Source organism: Streptomyces sp. NPDC088124 (assembly GCF_040685895.1).
GTDB lineage: Bacteria > Actinomycetota > Actinomycetes > Streptomycetales > Streptomycetaceae > Streptomyces.
On record NZ_JBFBJB010000063.1, the window covers coordinates 1 to 22,604 of the forward strand.

Sequence of the window (22,604 nt, forward strand, 5' to 3'; positions counted from 1 at the left end):
GGCATCCCCGCCTTCTACACCCCCGCCGGTGTCGGCACCCAGGTCGCGGAGGGCGGTCTGCCCTGGCGGTACGACGGCGAGGGCGGCGTGGCGCTACCGGGGTACGCGGCCCCACCGCGTGGTGTCCTGGACGGTGGTCCCGGACGGACGGGGATCCGGCCGGGATCAGCCCCCGAGCGGGATGCCGTTGATCCCGTTGCCGCCGCCGAGCAGGCCCTGCACCGGCAGGCCGCCGAGCAGCGCCGTCAGGGGGTTGGCGCCGACGCCCGCGTCGACGGCGTCGAGCGCGTACGGCGTGGTGAACTCCAGGGTGTCGACGGCGCTTCCGGCGGCGTTGGTCACCTCGGGCAGGGGCGCGGGGAGCTGCTTGCCCAGATCCTCCACGGGGAGGGTCTTGCTGACGGAGCCGACGGTGCCGAGCGCGGCGCCCGCGTCCGGGACGGCGGGCGCGGCGCAGGCGCTGCCCGCGGCGGCTGCGGCGAAGGCGGCGCCGAGGGCGGCGACACCGAGGGTCTTGGCGGCGGACTGCTTCATCGGGATCTTGATTCCTTGAGGACTCGGGGAAACGGATGGACCGTAAGAGCGCTGAGCGGCTCTGCAAGGTAGTCAGCCGCGCACCCGTCCCGCAAATACCCGGAGGCGGCCGGAAACACGTGTTCCCGGCCGTCCGGCATTCCCCAGTATTCCCGCCGTTCGAACCGCATCGGGAAGGTTTTAGCTGGTCACAGTGGTCTGCCTAAACAGCCATTCGGATTTCAGCTCGGCATATCCGGGCTTGATCACGTCATTGATCATGGCCAGTCGTTCATCGAAAGGAATGAATGCTGATTTCATCGCATTGACTGTGAACCATTGCATGTCGTCGAGCGTGTAATCGAAGGCGTCGACCAGCAGCTCGAATTCCCGGCTCATGCTCGTGGCACTCATCAGCCGGTTGTCGGTGTTGACCGTCGTCCGGAAGTGCAGCTTGCGCAGCAGCCCGATGGGGTGGTCCGCGATGGAGGCCGCCGCGCCGGTCTGGAGGTTGGAGCTGGGGCACATCTCCAGCGGGACGCGCTTGTCCCGTACGTACGCGGCGAGCCGGCCCAGCGTCACCGTGCCGTCCTCCGCGACCTCGATGTCGTCGATGATGCGCACGCCGTGGCCGAGCCGGTCCGCGCCGCACCACTGGAGCGCCTGCCAGATGGAGGGGAGCCCGAACGCCTCGCCCGCGTGGATCGTGAAGTGGTTGTTCTCGCGCTTCAGGTACTCGAACGCGTCGAGGTGCCGGGTGGGCGGGAAGCCGGCCTCGGCGCCCGCGATGTCGAAGCCGACCACACCCGAGTCCCGGTAGCGGTTGGCGAGTTCGGCGATCTCCAGGGCGCGGGCCGCGTGCCGCATCGCGGTGAGCAGCGCGCCGACGCGGATCCGGTGGCCGTCGGCGCGGGCGAGGCGCTCGCCTTCGCGGAAGCCCTCGTTGACGGCTTCGACGACCTCTTCGAGGGTGAGCCCCCCGTCGAGGTGCTGCTCGGGCGCGTACCGCACCTCCGCGTAGACGACGCCGTCCTCGGCGAGGTCCTGGGCGCACTCGGCGGCGACCCGGAAGAGCGCGTCACGGGTCTGCATCACGGCGCAGGTGTGGGCGAACGTCTCCAGATAGCGCTCCAGGGAGCCGGAGTCGGCGGCCTCCCGGAACCAGAGGCCGAGCTTGCCGGACTCCTGCTCCGGCAGGGCGTCGTAGCCGGCCGCGCGGGCGAGGTCGATGATCGTGCCGGGACGCAGTCCACCGTCGAGATGGTCGTGGAGCAGGACCTTGGGGGCGCGGCGGATCTGGTCGGCGGTGGGCGGACGGTACGTCTGGCTCGTCATCCATGAACTCTAACGCTTCTCTTCCTACGCGCGTAGAGTACAGCCGGACGATACGTAACAGTGACCGTGCGGACGGGTGGCGTACACCCGTCCTTCTGAGACTGTTCTGTTATGGGACAGCAAGCGGTTCCCGCGCCGGGGGGACGTACGGCAGGCCGGGACGGTTGGGCACGCGCGCGGCGCGCGGAGCCGCGGGCGCGACTGGGAAGGGCGGTCGCCTCACCGGCCGCGGACGCGGCGGTGGGGGGCGTGATCCTCGTCCTCCCTCCGGGTGAACCGGTGTCGGCCAAAGGGGCCTCCTTCCTCGCCCACGCGCGGATGCTGCCGCTCGCCCGCTCCCTGGCCGCGGCGGGCGGGGCGGAGGGTCTGGTGGCGCACGTGGTGCGGTACGGGCGGCGCGGCTGGAACGGTACGGAGGCACACCTCGCCGCGGATGCCCGCTGGGCGGCGGAGGAGGTCGTACAGCGGTACGGGGACGTCCCCGTCTGCCTGGTGGGGCACGGGATGGGCGGCCGGGCGGCGCTGCGGGCGGCCGATCACACCGCCGTCAACTCGGTGCTGGCGATGGCCCCGTGGCTGCCGGAGGACGACCGGGCCGCCGAACCGGAGCCGGTACGGCAGCTCGTGGGACGCCGGGTGCTGATCATGCACGGCACCAACGACGCGCGGACGGACCCGGAACTCTCCTACCGGCTGGCCGAGCGCGCCAAGAAGACGAGCCGCGACATCTGCCGCTTCGAGGTCCACTCGGACGGCCACGCGCTGCGCCAGCACCACTCCGAAGTCCTGGCACTGGCCTCGGACTTCGTCCTCGGCTCGCTGCTGTCGCGGGCCTACTCACGGCCGGTGGCGGACGCGCTGGCGGCGCCGCCGCCGCTGGGGCTGCGGATGCCGCTGGCGGCGGGGTTCGGGCGGTCGCTGCGGCCGTGAGCCGTGCGCGGCACGCTCCATGACGGCCTGATCCGAACAAACGGGCCTAGTCCGGCAGGAGTTGGCCGCGGCGCGAGAGCAGGAAGCGTTTGAAGGCGGCCACCGGCGGGGTGTCCGGGTGGCCGTCGAGCCAGGCGACGCCGATCTCCCGTACCGCGCGCGGCGCCGTGACCGTCAGTTCGACGACCCCGGGGCGGGCCACCGCCGGGGGTGGCAGCAGGGCGACGCCGAGGCCGGCCGCGACCAGGCCGCGCAGTGTTTCCGCCTCCTCGCCCTCGAAGGCGACGCGGGGCCGGAACCCCGCCTCGGCGCAGAGGTCGTCGGTGATCCGGCGCAGCCCGTACCCCGGCTCCAGGGTGACGAACGTTTCGTCGGCGGCCTCGGCGAGGCGGACACGGCGGCGCCGGGCGAGCCGGTGGTCGTCGGGGACGACGAGACGCAGCCGCTGCTCGTCGAGGCGGCGGGCGGCCAGGTCGGGGGCGTCGGGGACGGGTGAGGTGAGGCAGAGGTCGAGTTCGCCCGCGCGCATGCGCTCGATCATCGCCTCGCCGTAGTTCTGGACGAGCTGGAACCGTACCCGGGGGTGGTCGACGCGGAAGGCCCTGATCAGGCCGGGTACCGTCTCGGAGCCCATGGTGTGCAGAAAGCCGAAGGCGACCTTGCCGGAGGCCGGGTCGGCGTCGGCGCGGACCGATTCGGCGGCCCGCTCGACCTCGCCGAGGGCCCGCTCGACGGAGGCGAGGAACGTCCGGCCCGCGGGGGTGAGCGCGACCGTACGGCCGATGCGGGCGAACAGCGCGACGCCCAGGTCCTGTTCGAGCCGGACCATCGCCCGGGAGAGGGTGGACTGAGGGACGCCCATGTCCCGCGCGGCGCGGGTGACGTGTTCGTGGCGGGCCACCCCGGCGAAGGAGGCGAGGCGCGGGGCGAGGACGGCGGACCAGGACGCGGGGTCCAGTTCCGCGACTCTCGGGGGCGGGTTGCCGGGCGGCCGGGCGGGCGAAGTGCCGGGCGTTCGGCCGGGGGTGTTGCCAGGGGTGTTGCCGGGGGTGTTGCCGGGCGTGTTGCCGGGCGTGTGATCCATGTCCTGTTCGTCACTGTTCCGTGACAGCCGGGGCCGCGAGCTGTGTTCATGCGCCATGGGAACGATTATCGCCATTCCATGCATTGGACGCATGAGGCCGCGGTGCCTACCTTCGAGATATGCCTTCCGTCAGTACCGAGGCACCCGCCACCCCGGGTGCCTCCGCCGCGCCGTCCGCTCCGACGTCCTCGACCCGCACGTCCCCGGTCGAGAAGCCCTCGGACTCGCTTCTCTCCCCCGGCCGCCCCGGCTACCGCCGGATGAGCTTCGCGCTCTTCGCCGCCGGGGTCGCGACCTTCGCCCTCCTCTACTCCACGCAGGCGCTGCTGCCCGCGATCTCCGCCGGGCTCGGTGTCACGGCGAGCCAGGCGAGCTGGACGGTGTCGGCGGCGACGGGCGCGCTGGCCGTCTTCGTACTGCCGCTGAGCGCGCTGTCCGAGCGGTTCGGGCGGCGCACCCTGATGACCGTCTCGCTGGCGGTCGCGGTGGCGGTCGGGCTGCTGGTGCCGTTCGCGCCCAACGTGGAGTCCCTGGTCGCGCTGCGCGCCGTGCAGGGCGCGGCGCTCGCGGGGCTGCCTGCCTCCGCGATGGCGTATCTCGCGGAGGAGGTCCGGCCGAAGGCGCTGGTCGCCGCGATCGGGCTGTTCGTCGCGGGCAACAGCGTCGGCGGCATGAGCGGCCGGATCGTCACCGGCTGGGTCGCCCAGCTCTGGGGGTGGCGCGCGGCGCTGGGCGCGGTCGGTCTGATGGCCGTGGCGTGCGCCGTGGCCTTCCGGATCCTGCTGCCGAAGGCACGGAACTTCCACCCGCGCTCGCTCAGCCCGGCGGGGCTGGCGCGGACGGTGGCCGGCCATCTCGCCGATCCGCTGCTGCGCCGGCTGTACGCGATCGGCGGGCTGTTCATGACGGTCTTCGGCGCGGTCTACACCGTGATCGGCTACCGGCTGGTGGAGGCGCCGTTCAGCCTGCCGCAGGGCGTCATCGGCTCGATCTTCCTGGTCTACCTCGTGGGTACGGTCTCCTCGGCGGCGGCCGGCCGGCTGGTCGCGCGGCTGGGGCGGCGCGGCGCGCTCTACCTGGCCGTCGGTACGACGACGGCGGGGCTGCTGCTCTCCCTCGCGGACGCGCTCGCCGCCGTCCTGCTGGGCCTGGTCCTGATCACGGCGGGCTTCTTCGCGGGCCACGCGGTCGCCTCGTCCGCCGTGAGCCGTACGGCGAAGACGGCGCGGGCGCAGGCGTCGGCGCTCTACCAGTCGTCGTACTACCTGGGCAGCAGCGCGGGCGGCACGCTCGGCGCGATCGCCTTCCACGCGGGCGGCTGGGCCGCGACGGTGGCGCTGGGGCTCGTGGCGGTGCTCGGGGTCGTCTCGATCACGCTGTACGGGACACGGGTCGCGCGCGCCGAGCAGCGCCTGGCGCTCTCGTAGCCCCGTAAGGACGTGCCCCGTAAGGAAGCGCCCGGTAAGACAGCGCCCCGTAAAACAGCGTGAAGACGGCGGAATCCGCGCCATCTGTCTGCGCGGGGCGGCGGCTTCCGGAAGACTGGTCACCAGTGACGCATGACTGGTTTCTACGGGTGGGACGGGCTACCGGGGTGACGCCGTGAGCGAGAGTGCCGCAACACAAGATCTGGACGTCCGGCTGGAGAAGCACCGAACGGAGCTGACCGGCTACTGCTACCGCATGCTCGGTTCCGCGTTCGAGGCCGAGGACGCCGTGCAGGACACGATGGTGCGCGCGTGGAAGAGCTTCGACAAGTTCGAGGGCCGCTCCTCGCTCCGGTCCTGGCTCTACCGCATCGCCACCAATGTCTGCCTGGACATGCTCACGGCGGGCAACCGCAGGGCCCGTCCCATGGACCTCAGCGGCCCCACCCCGGTGGCCCAGGCCCAGCTCAACCCGCAGCCGGAGATCGTCTGGCTGGAGCCGGTGCCGGACGGCCGGGTCCTGCCGTCGATGGCGGACCCGGCGGAGGCCGCGGTGTCCCGGGAGTCGATCCGGCTGGCGTTCGTCGCGGCGCTCCAGCATCTCCCGCCCAAGCAGCGCGCCGTGCTGATCCTTCGCGAGGTGCTGGCGTGGAAGGCGAGCGAGGTCGCCGAACTGCTGGACACGACGGTCGCCTCCGTCAACAGCGCGCTCCAGCGGGCCCGCGCGACGATCGCCGAGTCGGAACCGGCCACGACGGAGACGTCGGACCCGCTGGACGAGGAGCAGAAGGCGCTGCTGGAGCGGTACGTCACGGCCTTCGAGGGCTATGACATGAAGGCGCTGACGGCGCTGCTCCACGACGACGCGAAGTTCACCATGCCGCCGTTCGACCTCTGGCTCCAGGGGCACGACGACATCGTGGCCTGGATGCTCGGCCCGGGCGCCGGCTGCCGTGGCTCGCGGCTGCTGCCGACGTTCGCCAACGGGACGCCGGCCTTCGCGCATTACAAGCCCACCGAGTCGGGCGACGGGTATCTGCCGTGGGCGCTCCAGATCATCGAGATCGAGGACGGCCGGATCTCCACGATGCACTGCTTCCTGGACACCGCGCGGTGGTTCCCGCTCTTCGATCTGCCGATGCGGCTGGAGAAGGAGAAGGACGGGCAGGGGTAGGCGTCACTCCTGCCTGCGGCCCTCTCCCCTGCCCCTCACCCCGCGGCGGGCAGGGGCAGGGGCGCGAACCGGTGGGCCTCCCAGAGCAGCCGGGAGGCCTCCTCCGGGTAGTCGGTGACCGCGTTCGCCGCGCCGTCGAGGACGAGGACGCGCGGCCGCTTCGGGTCGTACGGAGGCCACTGCGTACGACCCGCGGCGAACGCGGCCCATTCGGCGCGGAAGCGGGCCGACAGGGCCTCCGCCTCCGCCGGCGGCTCCTCCCCCATCAGCATCGTCGCGAGCCGGCCCGTGAGGTTGCCGAAGGTCAGCGGTACGTCCAGGGCGTGACAGGCCCCGAGAGCGCCGCCCATCGCGGGGGCCGGCCAGGTCAATTCGTAGCAGCGGACGACGCCCCCGCCGTCCGCGTGCGCCCGCGCGAGATGGAGGCTGGGCATCCGGAACAGCCAGTCGGAGAAGACGAGTTCGTGCAGCCGTTCGGCGTCGGCGGCCGGATGGGCGGCGCGGTAGGCCGCGGCGCTGTCGGCGACCGGTCCGAAGGCCCGCAGGAGGTCACGCGCCTGCTCCTCGGTGACCTGGCCGAGCTGTCCGGCCATGGCGCTGAACAGCCGGTACTCGTCGCGGTTGTGGCCGACGATCAGCTCGACGTCCCGCGCGGCACCGTCCGCCAGCGCCTCCCAGGGCGCGCGCGGCAGTACATCGCCGTCGACCACCGGTGAGTACGGCACAGCCGTACGGGCGACCGCGCCCCAGCGGTCCTCCCGGGCGGGCATCGTACGCGCGACCGCCTCACCCGCGGTGACCAGCCGGTCGGGCGCGAACGCCGCCAGCTCCGCCACCGTCGGCCGGACGTCCGGGCCCAGTTCGGCGGCGATCGCGGTGGAGAGATCGGCGGCCAGCTCGGGCGAGAAGTAGGTACCGGGCACGCTCTGCGCGATGGCCCGCGAGAACAGCCCCGCCGCCCGCTCCATGACCAGCAGCGCGGCGATCGAACCCGCGCCCGCCGACTCCCCGAAGACGGTGACCCGGCCGGGGTCGCCGCCGAACGCGGTGATGTTGTCCCGTACCCACTCCAGGGCGGCGACCTGGTCGAGCAGGCCACGGTTGGCGGGCGCCCCCTCGATCCAGGCGAAACCCTCCACCCCGACGCGGTAGTTGAGGGTGACCACGACCACGCCGCCGTCGCGGGCGAGCCGACCGCCGTCATAACCGGCGTCACCCGCGGTCCCCGACATGTACGCGCCTCCGTGGATCCACACCATGACCGGCAGCCCGGCGGCGCGGTCCGTACCGGGGAGTGCGGGCGACCAGACGTTGACCGTCAGCCACTCGTCCACCCGCGCGGCCGCGTCCCCCTCGCCGTCGCCAACAGGCCGCCCGATCTCATTCGGTACCACCGCCTGCGGGCACGGCGGCCCGTACTCCCGGGCGTCCCGCACCCCCGCCCAGCCGGTGGCGGGGCGCGGCGCGGCGAACCGCAGGGCGCCGACCGGCGGTTGCGCGTACGGGATGCCGCGGAAGACGGCGACGCCACCCTCCAGGCGGCCCCGCACTCTCCCGGCGGCGAGGCTCAGCTCCGTACCGGTCGCCGTCCCTGTCTCCGTCTCCGCGGAATCGGCAGCGGTCATCGGAAGTCCTCTCGGCCGGGCCGACCGGGCGGGTCGGCGGGGTACGCCGCACACGACGCACCCTCCCAACGTCCGGGCCGCGCGTCCGGGTTCCTGGCGTTCCGCGGGTCAGGCCGGCTTGCGGATCAGCAGGCAGGCCTGCGGGACCCGCGCCTCCGGCTCCCTGATCAGCGTGGCGTCCACGACGAGCCCGGCGCCCGTCGCCAGCTCCGCGATGCGGCCGGGCGGCAGCAGATGGACATCGAGGGACATGGGGTGGCCCCCGTACCCCTCCTCCTTGCGCCGCCGTTCGTCACCGACGTGGAAGCCGAGCAGGAGATGGCCGCCGGGAGCGAGCACCCGGTGGAACTCGTCGAACACCGCCGGGAGTACGTCACGCGGGAGGTGGATGATCGAGTACCAGGCGACCACGCCGCCGAGTGCGCCGTCCGCCGACTCCAGGGCCGTCATCGTCCCGATGTCGAAGCGCAGCTCCGGATGGGCCCGCCGGGCGACGCCGACCATCCCCGGGGACAGCTCCACCCCGAACGCGGCCGCCCCGAGGGAGCGCAGATACGCCGTCACATGACCGGGACCGCACCCCACATCGGCGACAGGACGCCCCCCGGCGGCCCGTACGAGCGCGGCGAAGGCGCCCAGCATCGCCCGCCCCAGCACATCCCTCTCGAACGCGGGGCGTACGAGCGCGGCGTAGTCGACGGCGACGGTGTCGTACGACGCCCGGGTCTCACTCAGATAGGTCGGCTCGGTCACGCCGGGGACCCTACCCCTCCCCCGCCACGCCCTCCCGCTCGGCGGTCCCCGCCATCCCCACCATGCCCGCCAGTCCCACCAGATCCAGCAGCAGCCACAGCTCACGCCCCACACCGCGCAGCCGCAGCGGGCGGCCCTGCCTGCGGGCGTCGAGCCGGAGCGCGGCGAGTACGTCGACGGCCGCCAGGTTCGGCCGCCGCAGCCCGGTGACGTCACAGACGACGGCCTCGGCGGGGCCGGCCTCGGACAGCCGCCCGGCCAGCTCGGCGCGAAGCCGGGGGACGTCGTCGGGGGTGACATGTCCCGCGACGACGAGAACGATCGGATCACTGGCATCCACACCAGGGAGACCGGTCCCACACCCGGAACTCATCGCAGCGGCCCGTGCACGGCCCGTACGCCGCGGGAGGCCGCCGGGGTGGCCTGCGGGGCGGGCCGTCAGCTGACAGGCAGCTCGGAGGTGTCGATGGCCAGGTCGAAGGGGGCGGGGAGGGTGAGCTTGCCCCCGTATTCGACCGCCTGGAGGGTGCGGTATGTACCGCCCTCCGGCTCGCCGTAGAGCGTGGCGGTCGGACTGTCCGACACCCAGGGATCGAGGAGCAGGTAGAGCGGAACGCCTGCCTGGGCATAGCCGTGCGCCTTGGCGATGCGGTCGTGGTTGGCGTTGCTGCGTGAGGTGATCTCCACAACGAGCTTCGCCCGGCTCACGGGAAACAGCTCCCCGGGCACGGGCCGATCCTCCTCCGCCGCCACCATCAGGTCAGGGATGTAGAGGCCCTTGCGACCCGGTACCGCCGCTTCCTGCGTCTGGAAGATTCTCCAGTCGCTCGGGATCACCGCGTACAGAAGCCGCTGCACGCTGTCAGCAGTCGAGTTGTGGTCCCAGGACGGCGTCGGTGACACGGTGATGATCCCCTCGATGATCTCCACCTTGCAGCCCTCGGGTGCGTCCTTCTCCTTCCAGAGACGGACGAGGTCGTCCCAGCCCTGCTCGGGCTCGTGGTCGACGGTGAGTGCGCTCATGGCGGTCTCCTTCGTTGTGTCACCGATTCCAGCATGCCGAACGGGACCGGCGGCCGTCCACCGATCCCGTTCACCCGAATGAGGAAACCGCAGGTCAGGCGATACGTTCCCGCACCACCGGCGTGGTCGCGTACGCCGTGCCCGCCGGGCTGATGTCGTACGTGCCCTCCAGGGCCTCGGCCGCGTACGCGAACTTCTCCGGGGTGTCCGTGTGCAGCGTCAGCAGGGGCTGGCCCGCGGTCACCCGGTCGCCCGGCTTCGCGTGGAGTTCGATGCCCGCGCCCGCCTGGACCGGGTCCTCCTTGCGGGCGCGGCCCGCGCCCAGGCGCCAGGCAGCGACGCCCACGCCGTACGCGTCGAGGCGGGTCAGGACGCCCGTGGCCGGGGCCGTGACGACCTGCTGTTCGCGGGCGACCGGGAGGGCCGCGTCCGGGTCGCCGCCCTGTGCCGCGATCATCCGGCGCCAGACGTCCATCGCGGAGCCGTCGGCGAGGGCCTTCGCCGGGTCGGCGTCCTTCAGGCCCGCCGCGTCGAGCATTTCGCGCGCCAGGGCCAGGGTCAGTTCCACCACGTCGGCCGGGCCGCCGCCGGCCAGCACCTCGACGGACTCGCGGACCTCCAGGGCGTTGCCCGCGGTGAGCCCGAGCGGGGTGGACATGTCGGTGAGGAGCGCGACGGTCCGTACGCCGTGGTCGGTGCCCAGGCCGACCATGGTGGCGGCGAGTTCGCGGGCGTCCTCGATGGTCTTCATGAAGGCGCCGGAGCCGACCTTGACGTCCAGGACCAGCGAGCCGGTGCCCTCGGCGATCTTCTTCGACATGATGGAGGAGGCGATCAGCGGGATCGCCTCGACGGTGCCGGTGACGTCCCGGAGCGCGTACAGCTTCTTGTCGGCGGGGGCCAGTCCGTCGCCCGCCGCGCAGATGACCGCGCCGGTGGTGTCGAGGACATCCAGCATCTCGGCGTTGGAGAGCAGGGCCCGCCAGCCCGGGATGGCCTCCAGCTTGTCGAGGGTGCCGCCGGTGTGGCCGAGACCGCGCCCGCTGAGCTGCGGTACGGCGGCGCCGCACGCGGCGACCAGCGGGGCCAGCGGGAGGGTGATCTTGTCGCCGACGCCGCCCGTGGAGTGCTTGTCGGCGGTGGGGCGGGACAGCGCGGAGAAGTCCATGCGCTCGCCGGAGGCGATCATGGCGGCGGTCCAGCGGGCGATCTCCGTACGGTTCATGCCGTTGAGCAGGATGGCCATCGCCAGCGCCGACATCTGCTCGTCGGCGACCTCGCCGCGCGTGTAGGCGTCGATCACCCAATCGATCTGCTCCGGGCTCAGTTCGCCCCGGTCGCGCTTGGTGCGGATGACGGAGATGACGTCCATGGCGGTCCTAATCCTTGCGTTTGGCTTACGTACGTACAGCGGCCCCGGCGCCGCCGGATCGCGGCGGGGCCGGGGCCGGGTTCAGTGGGACCGGCCGTTCCCCGGTCGGCCGTTCCCCGACGGACCGTTCTTCAGGTGGCCGGGGCCGAAGGCCTGCGGGAGCAGGTCGGCGAGGGTGCGGATTCCGTCCGGGGTCTCCATGACCAGCTCCGGGCCGCCGAACTCGTACAGCAGCTGCCGGCAGCGTCCGCACGGCACCAGCACCTCCCCCGCGCCGTCGACGCAGGTGAAGTGGGTGAGCCGGCCGCCGCCGCTGAGCTGGAGCGCGGAGATCAGCCCGCACTCGGCGCAGAGTCCGAGGCCGTACGAGGCGTTCTCGACGTTGCAGCCGGTGAGCGTGCGGACCGGGGCGCCGTCGCCGGCCACCGCGAGCGCCGCGACCCCGACCGGGAAGCCGGAGTACGGGGCGTACGCGCGGGACATCGCGTCCCGCGCCGCCGCCCGCAGCGCCTCCCAGTCCACCTCGCCCGGGGCCGGGGCCGAAGCCCCGGCCGGCGCGCCCGGCGCCGTCATTTCCCTTGGCCCTTCCGGTACGGGAGTCCGTCCGCCTTGGGCATCCTGAGCCGTTGCGCGGAGAGCGCGAGGACCAGCAGCGTGGTGACGTACGGCGCGGCGTCCACGAACTGGCTGGGCACCTGGTCGGTCAGCGCGTACCAGACGAAGAGCAGGGCCGAGACGGCCGCCGAGATCACCGCGGGCAGGTACTTCTTCTTGTAGAGCTGCCAGCAGACGACCAGCACCAGCAGGATCGCGAGGAGCAGCAGCATCGCGTGGACGTTCTCGGCGCCGCCGCGCAGCTTGAGGCTGTCGGTGAAGCCGAAGAGCCCGGCGCCCAGGGCCATGCCGCCCGGCATCCAGTTGCCGAAGATCATCGCGGCGAGGCCGATGTAGCCGCGCCCGCCGGTCTGGCCCTCCTGGTAGATGCCGGTGGAGACGATGGCGAGGAAGGCGCCGCCGAGCCCGGCGAGGCCGCCGGAGACGACGACGGCGATGTACTTGTACTTGTAGACGTTGACGCCGAGGGATTCCGCGGCGACCGGGTTCTCGCCGCAGGAGCGCAGGCGCAGGCCGAACGCCGTACGCCACAGCAGCCACCAGGTGCCGGGGATCAGCAGCAGGGCGACGACGGTGAGCAGCGAGAGGCCGGTGACCAGGCCGCCCACCAGGCCGGCGAGGTCGGAGACGAGGAACCAGTGTCTGGCCTGGAGGTCCTGCATCCAGTCGGAGAGTCCGGGGATGGTGATCTCGGTGATCGAGTCGACGCGGGGGGACTGCTTGGAGGAGCCGCCCTCGGCCGCGTCGAAGGTGAACTTGGAGAGGTAGCGGGTGGCGCCGACGGCGAGGATGTTGATGGCCACGCCGGAGACGATGTGGTTCACGCCGAAGGAGACGGTGACGACGGCGTGCAGCAGCCCGCCGAGCGCGCCGCCGATGATGCCGAAGAGGACGCCGGTCCAGGGGCCCCACTGGTAGCCGGCCCAGGCGCCGAACCAGGTGCCGAGGACCATCATCCCTTCGAGGCCGATGTTGACGACGCCCGCGCGCTCGGCCCACAGGCCGCCGAGTCCGGCGAGGCCGATGGGGATGGCGAGTTCGAGGGCGCCGGCGACCTGGCCGACGGAGGTGATGTCGTTGGCGCCGCTGATCAGCCGTACGAGCGAGACCAGCGCGAGCGCGCCGGCGATGATCAGCAGGATGACGGGGAGGGAGAGCGCGGGCCGGCCGCCGCTCTTCTTCGGGGCGGCGCTCGTGGCGGAGACGGTGCTCGTGGTCGTGGTCACAGCGCGGACCCCTCCTTCTCGGTCTTGTCGTCGCCCGACGAGGCGCTCGGTGAGGCGCTCTGCGACGGGTCGCTGTCCGACGGGCCGTGGTCCGGCGTGGCCGCCGTGGTGAGGGCGCCGCCCGCGGCGAGTTCCTCGCCGACCTTCTGCTGCTGGCGGCGGAGCCCGTAGCGGCGGACGAGTTCGTAGCTGACCACGACCGAGATCACGATCAGGCCCTGCATGATCGTGGCGATCTCCTTCTCGTACCCGAACTGGTCGAGGGAGGCCGACGACTTGTCGAGGAAGGCGATCAGCAGCGCGCTGAACGCGATGCCCAGCGGGTTGTTCCGGCCCAGCAGCGCGATGGTGATGCCGGTGAAGCCGACGCCGGTGGGGAAGTCGAGGCTGTACGTGTGGGTGTCGCCCAGCAGGGTCGGCATCCCGGCGAGTCCGGCGATCCCGCCGGAGACCAGCATCGCGGTGAGGACCATCTTCTTGGCGTCGACGCCGGAGGCCTGGGCCGCGCTCTCGCTGGCGCCGGTGGCGCGCAGGTCGAAGCCGAAGCGGGTGCGGCCGAGGACGAACCAGTAGACGATGCCGCAGGCGGCGGCGACGAAGGTGAAGCCGTAGATCTCACCGGCCTCGATGCCCATGTCCAGGCCGGGGAACCAGCCGGACCGCGGGATGTCGCCGGTGGTCAGGTTGTTGGAACCGGGGGGCTGGACACCGAAGTTCTTCGGCAGGATCAGCCAGGCGACCAGGCTGGTGGCGATCGAGTTGAGCATGATCGTGGAGACGACCTCGCTCACCCCGCGGGTCGTCTTGAGGATGCCCGCGATCCCGGACCAGAGGGCGCCGACGAGCATGGCGACGATCACGATCAGGGCGATCTGGAGCGGCCCCGGCAGATCGACGCTGGCGCCGACGAGCGCGGCCGTCATCGCGGCGAGCCGGTACTGGCCGTCGACCCCGATGTTGAACAGGTTCATCCGGAAGCCGATGGCCACGGCGAGGGCGGCCAGGTAGTACGTTCCGGCCTGGTTGACGATCAGCACCTGTACGTCGACGTACCAGGCCGACTCGAACATGATGCGGTACGGCTCGACCGGGTTGGTGCCCGAGACGAGCAGCACCACCGTGGTGAGGGCGACGGCGACGACCAGTGCGAGCACCGGTCCCGCGAAGCCCAGGATCAGCCGGTCCTTGTCGAATTTCTTCATCGGGCGTCGTCCTCCGGGCTCGCGCCGTCGGTGTGCGGGGCCGCGCTCTCCGCCGGTGCCTCCAGGTGGCCGCGGGCGGCGCCGGTCATGGCCGAGCCCAGTTCCTCCGGCGTGATGGTGGCGGGGTCCGCGTCGGCGACGAGACGGCCGCGGTACATGACCCGCAGGGTGTCGGAGAGCCCGATCAGCTCGTCGAGGTCGGCGGAGACGAGGAGTACGGCCAGGCCCTCGCGGCGGGCCTCGCGGATCTGGTCCCAGATCTGCGCCTGCGCGCCGACGTCCACCCCGCGGGTGGGGTGCGCGGCGATCAGCAGCTTGGGACGGTGGCTCATCTCGCGGCCGACGATCAGCTTCTGCTGGTTGCCGCCGGACAGCGAGGCCGCGGTGACCTCGATGCCGGGGGTGCGGACGTCGTACTCGCGCACGATCCGCTCGGTGTCGGTGCGGGCCGCCTTGAGGTCGAGGAGGCCGCCGCGGCTGTTGGGCGGCTCGGTGACATGGCCGAGGATGCGGTTCTCCCAGAGCGGGGACTCCAGGAGCAGGCCGTGCCGGTGCCGGTCCTCGGGGATGTAGCCGATGCCGTTCTCGCGGCGCTTGCGGGTGGGCGCGTGCGAGATGTCCTCGGTGCCGAGGGTGATCACGCCGCCGTCGGGGTCGCGCATCCCCATCAGCGCCTCGATGAGCTCGGTCTGGCCGTTGCCCTCGACGCCGGCGATGCCGAGGACCTCGCCGCGGTGGATGGTGACATCGATCCCGGCCAGGACCTCGCGGACGACGCCGTCGGGGTCGGTGGCGGTCAGCCGCAGTCCGTCGACGGTGAGCACCGGGACGTCCGTGACGGTGGACTCGCGGGTCTCCGGCGAGGGCAGCTCGCTGCCGACCATCAGCTCGGCGAGTTGCTTGGTGGTGGTGTTCGCCGGGTCGGCGGTGCCCACGGTGGTGCCGCGCCGTATGACGGTGATGTCGTCGGCGACGGAGAGCACCTCGCCCAGCTTGTGCGAGATGAAGATGACGGTGAGGCCCTCGGCCTTCAGCTCCCGCAGGTTGTCGAAGAGCGCGTCGACCTCCTGGGGGACGAGGACGGCGGTGGGCTCGTCGAGGATCAGGATGCGGGCGCCGCGGTAGAGGACCTTGAGGATCTCCACGCGCTGACGGTCGGCGACACCGAGGTCCTCGACGAGGGCGTCGGGCCGCACTCCGAGACCGTACGCCTCGGAGATCTCCTTGATCTTCTTGCGCGCCTTGGTGCCGATGCCGTGCAGCTTCTCGCCGCCGAGGACGACGTTCTCCAGGACGGTGAGGTTGTCGGCGAGCATGAAGTGCTGGTGGACCATGCCGATGCCGCGCGCGATGGCGTCGGCGGGACCGGCGAAGGCGGCCTGCTCACCGTCGATCGTGATGGTGCCCTCGTCCGGCTTCTGCATGCCGTAGAGGATCTTCATCAGGGTCGACTTGCCGGCCCCGTTCTCGCCGACGAGGGCGTGGACGGTGCCCTTGCGGATGGTGATGTCGATGTCGTGGTTGGCGACGACACCGGGGAACCGCTTGGTGATGCCGTGCAACTCCACGGCGGGAGGGCTGCTGGACGCGTTGATGACGCACTCTCCTTGGCGGGAAAGGAGTGGGGGCGGAGGGGGTGGCAGGGCGGGGTGAAGCTATCGCGCCGGAGGGTGGTCTACACGCATTGCGCTGCCGAATCGTAAGGAGGGAGTGCCGGGTGCGCCGGGGGCCCGGGCGGCGGCTTGGTGCCGTCGCTCCGGGCCCGCGGTCACGTACCGACGTACCGCATGTACCGCATGTACCGCTTGTACCGTGTGGACCGCTCGGTCGGCCGCTGGGGCCGGGGGCCGTTACGGGGCGGTCTTGACGGTGATCTTGCCGTCGATGATGTCCTTCTTCGCCTTCTCGACGGCGGAGACGACATCGGTCATCTTGGTGTACGCCGGGTTGGAGTCGGCCAGGCCGACGCCGTCCTTGTCCAGGCCGTACCGGATCTCACCGGTCTCGGGCTTGCCGTCCTTGACCGACTTGATCAGGTTGTAGACCGCGTCGGAGACGTCCTTGGTGACCGAGGTCAGGATCTTGTCCTTGTACTTGGCCAGACCCGCCTGCTCGTACTGGTCGGAGTCGACGCCGATGGCCCACTTGCCGGCCGTCGCGGTCGCCTCGATGGCACCGAAGCCGGCCAGACCGGCGGCGTGGTAGACCACGTCGGCCTTCTTGTCGAGCTGGCCCTGCGCGGCGGCCTTGCCGAGGTCGGGCTTGGAGAAGCCGTCGAAGTTCGGGGGCTGCGTCAGGTACTGCGACAGGACCTTCACCGACGGGTCGGTGTCCTTGACGCCCTGCTCGAAGCCGGCCTGGAACTTCTTGATCAGCGGGGTCTCGACACCGCCGATGAAGCCGACCGTCTTCGACTTGCTGACCTTGGCCGCGGCGACGCCCGCGAGATAGGAGCCCTGCTCCTCGTTGAACACCATGTTGGCGATGTTCTTGTCGGTCATCGAGGAGTCGTCGATGATCCCGAAGGAGACCTTCGGGAACTTCGGGGCGACCTTCTTGATGGCGGGCGCGTAGGCGAAGCCGATACCGATCACCGGGTTGTTGCCGGCGCGGGCCAGGTCGGTCAGGCGCTGCACCTTGTCGGCGTCGGCCTCCCCGTCCGTCGGCTCGGAGTCGGTGCCCTTGATGCCGAGGTCCTTCTCGGCCTTGGCCAGACCGGCGTAGGCGGCGTCGTTGAAGGACTGGTCACCCTTGCCACCGACGTCGTAGGCGATGGCGGCCTTGGCCTCGTTGGAGTCGGTTCCGGCGTCCGACGACGACTTGCCGCCACAGGCGGTGACGGAGAGCGCGAGTGCCGCTGACGCGACGCCCACTGTGGCTATCCTGGTGATCCGGCGCAAGGGAGGCTCCTTCTGGCCTAAGCGCCTCTTCCGGCGCTGGTTTCGCCGCGATCGTAACGCGCGTAGATGTCAGATAAAGACCTGTACGGCAGCCGTTATCGGATCGTCGCGAACGGGAAGCGAACAGCAGGGGATCAGCGGGCGCACCAGGGCCACCGGCCGGTTACGGACGGTCGCCGTCGAGGAGCGCGGCGGCGGTGAAAAGCTCCACGCCGACCTGGATGGCCCGTTCGTCGACGTCGAAATCGCCACGATGCAGGTCGTACCGGGCCTGGCTGCCGGGGGTCCGCACGCCGAGCCGCGCCATGGCTCCCGGGACCTGTTCGAGGTACCAGGAGAAGTCCTCGCCGCCGAGGCTCTGCTCGGTGTCCTCGATCGCATACGATCCGCGGCGCGCGGCCTGGGCGGCACGGAGCAGTTCGGCGACGGTGCCGTCGTTGACGACCGGCGGCACTCCCCGTACGTACGTGATCTGCGACTTGGCGCGGTGCAGTGTGGCGACCTCGTCGACCGCGGCGTGCACCAGGTCCGGCGCGTCGCGCCAGGCGGCCAGGTCCAGGCAGCGGACGGTGCCGGAGAGCTCGGCGTGCTGCGGGATGACGTTGGGGGCGTGGCCGGCCTCGATACGGCCCCAGGTGACGGCGAGTCCGGAGCGGGCGTCGACGCGGCGCGCGAGGAGCGCGGGGACGTCGGTGGCGACCCGGGAGACGGCGGTGACCAGGTCGGTGGTGAGGTGCGGGCGAGCGGTGTGACCGCCGGGCCCGTCGAGGGCGATGTCGAGCCGGTCGCACGCCGAGGTGATCGGTCCGGTACGCAGCCCGATCGTTCCGGCGTCGACCTTGGGGTCGCAGTGCACGGCGATGATCGAACCGACACCGTCCAGGGCCCCGGACTCGATGGCGTCGGCGGCGCCGCCGGGGAGGACCTCCTCGGCGGGCTGGAAGATCAGCCGTACGGCGTTCGGCAGCAGCCCCTGGCGGTCGAGACCGGCGAGGACGAGCCCGGCGCCGAGCACGGCCGCGGTGTGGACGTCGTGCCCGCAGGCGTGCGCGCGGTCGGGCACGGTGGAGCGGTACGGGACGCCGGTCTTGGTGTCCGGGATGGGCAGACCATCGATATCGGCGCGCAGGGCGAGCATGGGGCGCGCGGGGTCCGGGATGCCGATGTCGCAGACGAGTCCGGTGCCGGTGTTGAGGACACGCGGCGCGAGTCCGGCCTGCTCCAGCCGGCGCTTGATCGCGGCGGTGGTCCGGAACTCCTGGTTCCCCAGCTCGGGGTGCATGTGCATGTCCCGGCGGAAGGCGATCAGCTCGTCGCGCAGGGCGTCGGGCAGGGTGCCGGGGAGCGCGGGGTGCGTCGGTTCCCCGGGCTGATCGGTCTCGGACTCGCAGGACATCAACTGGCTCACCTGTCGAAGGGTAGGCCCCTTTAGTGATCAACCAACCCTGGATCAACAAAATTTCAGCCACTCAGGGGAAGAAATTTTATGCCCTTGCGCATGGCGATCACCCACAGTGGGTATACCGCGCCATTTCGGTGGAGTGCCCCGGCCGGGGTGGGGAACGAGGTCACCATGCGGCCGGACTCCTGTTCGGCCCGCCACCTCCCCGGCACCGGCCCGCCACCTTCCCGGGGGCGGGCCGGTGCCGGTCGGAAGACCGACGGCGGTCAGAAGATCGACGACAGTCCGCTGGTGATCGAGGAGACGAGTTCCTTGCCCTCCGACGCGACCTTGTTCACCGCGGGGGCCACCTTCCGCGCCACCGGCACCACCCACTTGGACTGGCCGAATGTGACCCGGCTCAGGGCCGTGGAGGCGACGGCCTCCAGGAACGCGCCGCTGGTGAACCCGTTCTCGATGCCTTCGAACAGGGAGCTGAGTGTGGCGGCGCCCAGCGAAATGGCGCCGACCCATCCCGCGATCGGGAGCAGCGGCGGGAAGACGAGGCCGGCGAGGCCGAGGCCGGCGGCGAGGAGTCCCGAGCCGACGCTGACGTAGCCGAGGGCGTCGGCCCACCAGCCCGCGTCGGACCACCAGTCCTCCTTCTCGGCACCGGTGCCGTTCTGGTTGACGTCGTCGTGGGTGCCGCTGTCGGCCGGGTTGTTCCCGTTGTTCCGGTCCTCCCGCGCCTTCTCCGCGGCCCGGCGGGCGGCCTCCGCGATCTCGGCCTGGCGCTTCTGGGCGGCGATCGCGCGGGCCTGGCCGGCCGCGGTGGCCGCCGTCCGCGCGTCCTGGCCGGCCTGCAGCGCGGACTGGCGGGCACTGGCCGCGGACGCCTGGGCGCTGTAGGAGGAGTTCAGGGCCGAACGGGCGGAGTCGATGGCCTGGTTCGCCGAGTAGTTCGCCGAGCGGGACGCGCTCCGGGCGGTCGCCGCCGCGGCCCTGGCCTGGTTCGCCGAGGTCTGTGCCGCCGACGCGGATGCCTCCGCGGCATCGGCGAGCTGCTTCGCCTCCGTCGCGTACCCGTCGGCCTTCCGCGACGACTCCAGCGCCTTGTCCGCCCACTGCTGGGCCTCCGCGGCGGCCTGCCGGGCGTCGGCGCCCGCCTTCGACGCCAGCGCCGCGTTCTCCTGCGCGGTCTGGGCGATCTTCGCCGCGGCGGCGATCGCCCCGCGGATCGCCGAGATGTGGGTGGCGGAGTCATGGTCGAGCTGGGCCGTCGCGTACTGCACGACCTGGACGAAGTTCCGGCGCATCCACGTCGGGCCCTCCAGGGCCACCTCCCCGTACGACTTGGTGTACTCGCCGCCGGTGGCCACCAGGGACGCGGTGGTGACGGCGTCGTCCTCCCGCAGGGCCGCCGGGTAGGTGCGGTCGAAGAAGTCCTGCAGCGCCTCCGGGGTGTTCGCGTTCAGCGCGTCGTTGGCCGCCTTGATGACGGCCTTGCCGGGCTTCTGGCCGATGATGCGGACGATCTGTACGCGATTGTCGTCCTGCGAGGCACGGATCACCCCGGAGGTGATGAAGTCGCCCACCGCCGTGGAGCTGGAGCTCTCCAGCGCCCGCTGGGCCGCCTCCGCGATCGTGGGGCTGGATATCTGGGCGAGGTAGAGGACGGTCTCGCGGTCGTCCTGCCCCTGTGCGAGCTGCCGGTCGAGGTCGACCCAGCCGAGTACGTCGTCGTCGCTGCCGGCCAGCGCGAACCCGGCGGCCTCCCGCGTCCACGCGCCCTTCGCCGCGAGCAGTCCGGTGGCGGCCTTGCGGCCCAGCGTGGCGGCGAGGGCCAGGTCGTCCGTCCGGAGCGCGGCCTCGGCGCCGGCGATCAGATCCTTGACGGCCTGTGAGGTCTGCGCCTCCTGCGCGCGCTTGTTCTCGTACTCGGCCTTGTCCGCCACCTCGATCTCGGCCAGCAGCCGGGCCTCGTCGAGGCCCTGGAGTTTCTCCTGCTGGAGCCGCGCCAACTCCGCGTCCCGCGCCGCCTGTTCCACGGCGATGGCGGCTTCCACGGTCTTGGTGGCGGTGTTGGCGGCCTTGACGGCCTCGGCCGCGTGCGCGGTGGACCGGTTGGCGTAGTCGATGGCCTGGCCCGCGTACTTCACGGCCTCGTCGGCGGCGTCGGCCGCCTTCTCCGCGTGGTCGGCGGCGGAGTTGGCGGCGTCGCGCGCGGTACGCGCCGCGGCGGCGGCCGTGTTGGCCAGGGCCTGGGCGGTGGAGGCGGCGTTGGTGGCCCGGTTGGCGGCGGTGCTCGCGATCGCCGCCTGCCGCCTGGCCTCCGCGGCCTCCGACTGCGCGGCGCCCGCCGCGGCGGCGGCCTGCGCGGACGCGGCGGCGGCGGAGGCCGCGTTGCGGGCGGCGGAGGCGGCCGAGGAGCCGGCGCTCGCGGCCTGCGCGGAGGCGGCCGCCGCGTAGTCGGCGGCCTTGGCCGCGGTACGGGCCCGCGCGGCCGAGTTACGGGCGGCGACCGCGGCGTTCTTGGCCGCCGCCGTCTTGGAGGCGTCCTTGGAGGCGGCGATCGCGGCGTTGTAGGCCCGGGAGGCGGCCCCGCCCGCGGTGGCGGCGGCCTGGGAGGCCGCGGTGGCCGCCCAGGAGGCGCGACGGGCCGCGTTCACGGCGGAGTTGGAGGCGTTGATGGCGTTCCGGGCGGCGTTCGCCGCGCCCTTGGCCGCGCCGGCCGCCTTGCGCGCCGCGGCCCCGGACCTCTGCACGTCGTCCTTGGCGGCCTCGGCCTCGGCCGCGGCCTTCTCCGCCGCCTCCTTGGCCTTCTCCGCGGCGGTCCGGGCCCGCTCGGACGCCTCGACGGCCAGGTCGGTCTCGGCCTGGGCGCGCTTGCCCTCCCGCTCGACGACCGCGACGAGTTCCTCGATGGTCGCCGCCTCCTGGTCGCGGGCGCGGGCGATGTGCTGGCCGGTGTCGAGGAACCACTGGATCTCCGTCCCGCCGCCGCTCAGCGCGCGGTCCGCGTACTTCCGTACCTCGGGCCCGGACTTGAGGAGCATGGCCGTGACCTGGACCCGCGCGTCCTCCAGGCGGGCGGTGAACTGCCCCGCGGAGAGGAAGTTCTCCAGCGCCTTCCGGGTGCCCGCGTCCAGGGCCGTGGAGGCATCGCGCTGGACCGCCTTGTCGCCGGTGGCCGACACGGTGGCGGTCGCCACCCGCAGGTCCTCCAGCAGGGCGGGCTCGAAGCCGTCCTTGAGGAAGGCGGCGATGGCGCCGTCGCCGTTGTCGAGGGCTGCGACTGCGTCACGGCGCAGGCCCTTGCCGGCCCGGGCGAGGCAGCTGACGATCGCGACGCGGTTGTCCTCCGCGGTCACCTTCGGCAGCGTCTCGGCGAGGAAGGTACTGATCTCCGTGTCGGTGCCGAAGAGCACGTCGGCCGCGGCGGCCTTGGTGGCCTTGCCGCCCGTCATCCACGCCGTGACCACCTCCGCCCGCTCGGTGTCCGGCAGCGTGAGCGGACCGGACTCCGGCTCGTCCGCCGTGGCGGCGCGGGCCACGGGGGTCCAGGCCAGCGGTGAGGCCGCGGCGGCCGTGACCGCGGCGAGCGCGCCGAGGAGCCGTCTCCGACTCCAGAACATGGTCTGCATAGGGGTGGTCTCCTCGTGTTTTCCGCCGGTGAGGCAGATCAACGATCACTGACGCGGCAGGCTCCCCGTACGCCCGGGCTGTCATGTGCGGCACCAGCGAGGCGTGAGCGCGGCCTGTGCGATGAACGGGACCATACCAACCTGCGTTCATGCAGAAATCAATTCGGCGTAGCCAAAAATAAAACATGGCGGGGTGGCACCCGGCGGCAGGAACGTGTTATTCCCGAGAAGCGGAATGACAGCCTTCGTTATGCGTTCTTTATCAGCGCCGTACAACCCTCACTAAACGTGACGAGGGTCACAGATCATCGTCAACTGACGTCCTTTTTATGGTCGTTGAGGGAGTGGACAGCGCCGGTGAGGCGAGATGCCATGGGCGCGACGAAGCGGCTCCCCGGGT

General features: G+C 71.9%; 17 protein-coding genes and 2 pseudogenes. 4 read left to right on the forward strand and 15 right to left on the reverse strand.

Translation table 11 applies throughout. The features are described from left to right. Positions 1–132: pseudogene (locus AB0P17_RS35630) on the forward strand (succinyl-CoA--3-ketoacid-CoA transferase); the annotation flags it as partial. A gap of 33 nt (positions 133–165) precedes the next feature. Here the strand turns inward: AB0P17_RS35630 and AB0P17_RS35635 are convergent. Together AB0P17_RS35635 and AB0P17_RS35640 are read right to left on the reverse strand one after the other, a co-directional pair. Further along, positions 166–534, reverse strand: coding sequence for an ATP-binding protein (locus AB0P17_RS35635; protein WP_365817771.1), 369 nt, complete (start codon positions 532–534; stop codon positions 166–168). 180 nt (positions 535–714) lie between these two features. Further along, positions 715–1,848 carry an adenosine deaminase gene (locus tag AB0P17_RS35640; protein ID WP_365817773.1) on the reverse strand — a complete coding sequence of 378 codons (1,134 nt, stop codon included), beginning with the start codon at positions 1,846–1,848 and terminating at the stop codon, positions 715–717. A 201-nt stretch (positions 1,849–2,049) separates the two neighbouring features. Between AB0P17_RS35640 and AB0P17_RS35645 the strand changes: the two genes are divergently transcribed. Continuing rightward, positions 2,050–2,778 carry an alpha/beta hydrolase gene (locus tag AB0P17_RS35645; RefSeq protein WP_365817858.1) on the forward strand — a complete coding sequence of 243 codons (729 nt, stop codon included), beginning with the start codon at positions 2,050–2,052 and terminating at the stop codon, positions 2,776–2,778. A 46-nt stretch (positions 2,779–2,824) separates the two neighbouring features. On the opposite strand, the gene AB0P17_RS35650 is transcribed toward AB0P17_RS35645, so the two are convergent. Then, on the reverse strand, positions 2,825–3,919 hold the full coding sequence (locus AB0P17_RS35650) for a LysR substrate-binding domain-containing protein (RefSeq protein WP_365817775.1): 1,095 nt from the start codon (positions 3,917–3,919) through the stop codon (positions 2,825–2,827). 62 nt (positions 3,920–3,981) lie between these two features. Here AB0P17_RS35650 and AB0P17_RS35655 point away from each other — a divergent pair, with 62 nt between their 5' ends. Both AB0P17_RS35655 and AB0P17_RS35660 read left to right on the forward strand, forming a co-directional pair. Further along, positions 3,982–5,289 (forward strand): MFS transporter, encoded by a 1,308-nt coding sequence (locus AB0P17_RS35655; protein ID WP_365817777.1) that lies wholly within the window; start codon positions 3,982–3,984, stop codon positions 5,287–5,289. Positions 5,290–5,464: 175 nt separating this feature from the next. Further along, on the forward strand, positions 5,465–6,463 hold the full coding sequence (locus AB0P17_RS35660) for a sigma-70 family RNA polymerase sigma factor (protein WP_365817779.1): 999 nt from the start codon (positions 5,465–5,467) through the stop codon (positions 6,461–6,463). Between the two features lie 35 nt (positions 6,464–6,498). Here AB0P17_RS35660 and AB0P17_RS35665 read toward each other — a convergent pair whose 3' ends face one another. The 12 genes and pseudogenes from AB0P17_RS35665 to AB0P17_RS35720 form a co-directional block, all read right to left on the reverse strand. Next, positions 6,499–8,088, reverse strand: coding sequence for a carboxylesterase family protein (locus tag AB0P17_RS35665; RefSeq protein WP_365817781.1), 1,590 nt, complete (start codon positions 8,086–8,088; stop codon positions 6,499–6,501). 108 nt (positions 8,089–8,196) lie between these two features. Further along, complete coding sequence (locus AB0P17_RS35670) at positions 8,197–8,841, reverse strand: class I SAM-dependent methyltransferase (RefSeq protein ID WP_365817783.1); 645 nt, start codon at positions 8,839–8,841, stop codon at positions 8,197–8,199. Between the two features lie 10 nt (positions 8,842–8,851). Then, complete coding sequence (locus AB0P17_RS35675; RefSeq protein WP_365817785.1) at positions 8,852–9,181, reverse strand: STAS domain-containing protein; 330 nt, start codon at positions 9,179–9,181, stop codon at positions 8,852–8,854. A 98-nt stretch (positions 9,182–9,279) separates the two neighbouring features. Then, complete coding sequence (locus AB0P17_RS35680) at positions 9,280–9,864, reverse strand: Uma2 family endonuclease (RefSeq protein ID WP_365817787.1); 585 nt, start codon at positions 9,862–9,864, stop codon at positions 9,280–9,282. A gap of 94 nt (positions 9,865–9,958) precedes the next feature. Then, a complete protein-coding gene (locus AB0P17_RS35685; protein ID WP_365817789.1) occupies positions 9,959–11,236 on the reverse strand; it encodes a thymidine phosphorylase in 1,278 nt (425 codons plus the stop codon). Positions 11,237–11,317: 81 nt separating this feature from the next. Further along, entirely contained in the window at positions 11,318–11,809 is a 492-nt protein-coding gene (locus AB0P17_RS35690; RefSeq protein WP_365817791.1) for a cytidine deaminase, read from the reverse strand. Continuing rightward, positions 11,806–13,077, reverse strand: a complete 1,272-nt coding sequence (locus tag AB0P17_RS35695; protein WP_365817793.1) for an ABC transporter permease — start codon at positions 13,075–13,077, stop codon at positions 11,806–11,808. Before AB0P17_RS35695 ends, AB0P17_RS35690 begins: the two co-directional genes overlap by 4 nt. A gap of 104 nt (positions 13,078–13,181) precedes the next feature. Next, positions 13,182–14,279: pseudogene (locus tag AB0P17_RS35700) on the reverse strand (ABC transporter permease); the annotation flags it as partial. Continuing rightward, entirely contained in the window at positions 14,276–15,847 is a 1,572-nt protein-coding gene (locus AB0P17_RS35705; RefSeq protein WP_365817795.1) for an ABC transporter ATP-binding protein, read from the reverse strand. The pseudogene AB0P17_RS35700 and the gene AB0P17_RS35705, both read right to left, overlap by 4 nt. Before the next feature lie 282 nt (positions 15,848–16,129). Then, complete coding sequence (locus tag AB0P17_RS35710) at positions 16,130–17,179, reverse strand: BMP family ABC transporter substrate-binding protein (RefSeq protein WP_365817797.1); 1,050 nt, start codon at positions 17,177–17,179, stop codon at positions 16,130–16,132. Between the two features lie 163 nt (positions 17,180–17,342). Continuing rightward, entirely contained in the window at positions 17,343–18,575 is a 1,233-nt protein-coding gene (locus tag AB0P17_RS35715) for an amidohydrolase (RefSeq protein WP_365817860.1), read from the reverse strand. Positions 18,576–18,847: 272 nt separating this feature from the next. After that, complete coding sequence (locus AB0P17_RS35720) at positions 18,848–22,204, reverse strand: ALF repeat-containing protein (protein ID WP_365817799.1); 3,357 nt, start codon at positions 22,202–22,204, stop codon at positions 18,848–18,850. Between the last annotated feature and the right edge of the window lie 400 nt (positions 22,205–22,604).

Excerpts from the sequence above, each read along its gene's own strand:
- AB0P17_RS35635 (WP_365817771.1), bottom strand. The coding sequence starts at position 534 with ATGAAGCAGTCCGCCGCCAAGACCCTCGGTGTCGCCGCCCTCGGCGCC.
- AB0P17_RS35640 (WP_365817773.1), bottom strand. The coding sequence starts at position 1,848 with ATGACGAGCCAGACGTACCGTCCGCCCACCGCCGACCAGATCCGCCGC.
- AB0P17_RS35650 (WP_365817775.1), bottom strand. The coding sequence starts at position 3,919 with ATGGCGCATGAACACAGCTCGCGGCCCCGGCTGTCACGGAACAGTGAC.
- AB0P17_RS35655 (WP_365817777.1), top strand. The coding sequence starts at position 3,982 with ATGCCTTCCGTCAGTACCGAGGCACCCGCCACCCCGGGTGCCTCCGCC.
- AB0P17_RS35665 (WP_365817781.1), bottom strand. The coding sequence starts at position 8,088 with ATGACCGCTGCCGATTCCGCGGAGACGGAGACAGGGACGGCGACCGGT.
- AB0P17_RS35680 (WP_365817787.1), bottom strand. The coding sequence starts at position 9,864 with ATGAGCGCACTCACCGTCGACCACGAGCCCGAGCAGGGCTGGGACGAC.
- AB0P17_RS35685 (WP_365817789.1), bottom strand. The coding sequence starts at position 11,236 with ATGGACGTCATCTCCGTCATCCGCACCAAGCGCGACCGGGGCGAACTG.
- AB0P17_RS35690 (WP_365817791.1), bottom strand. The coding sequence starts at position 11,809 with ATGACGGCGCCGGGCGCGCCGGCCGGGGCTTCGGCCCCGGCCCCGGGC.
- AB0P17_RS35715 (WP_365817860.1), bottom strand. The coding sequence starts at position 18,575 with ATGTCCTGCGAGTCCGAGACCGATCAGCCCGGGGAACCGACGCACCCC.
- AB0P17_RS35720 (WP_365817799.1), bottom strand. The coding sequence starts at position 22,204 with ATGCAGACCATGTTCTGGAGTCGGAGACGGCTCCTCGGCGCGCTCGCC.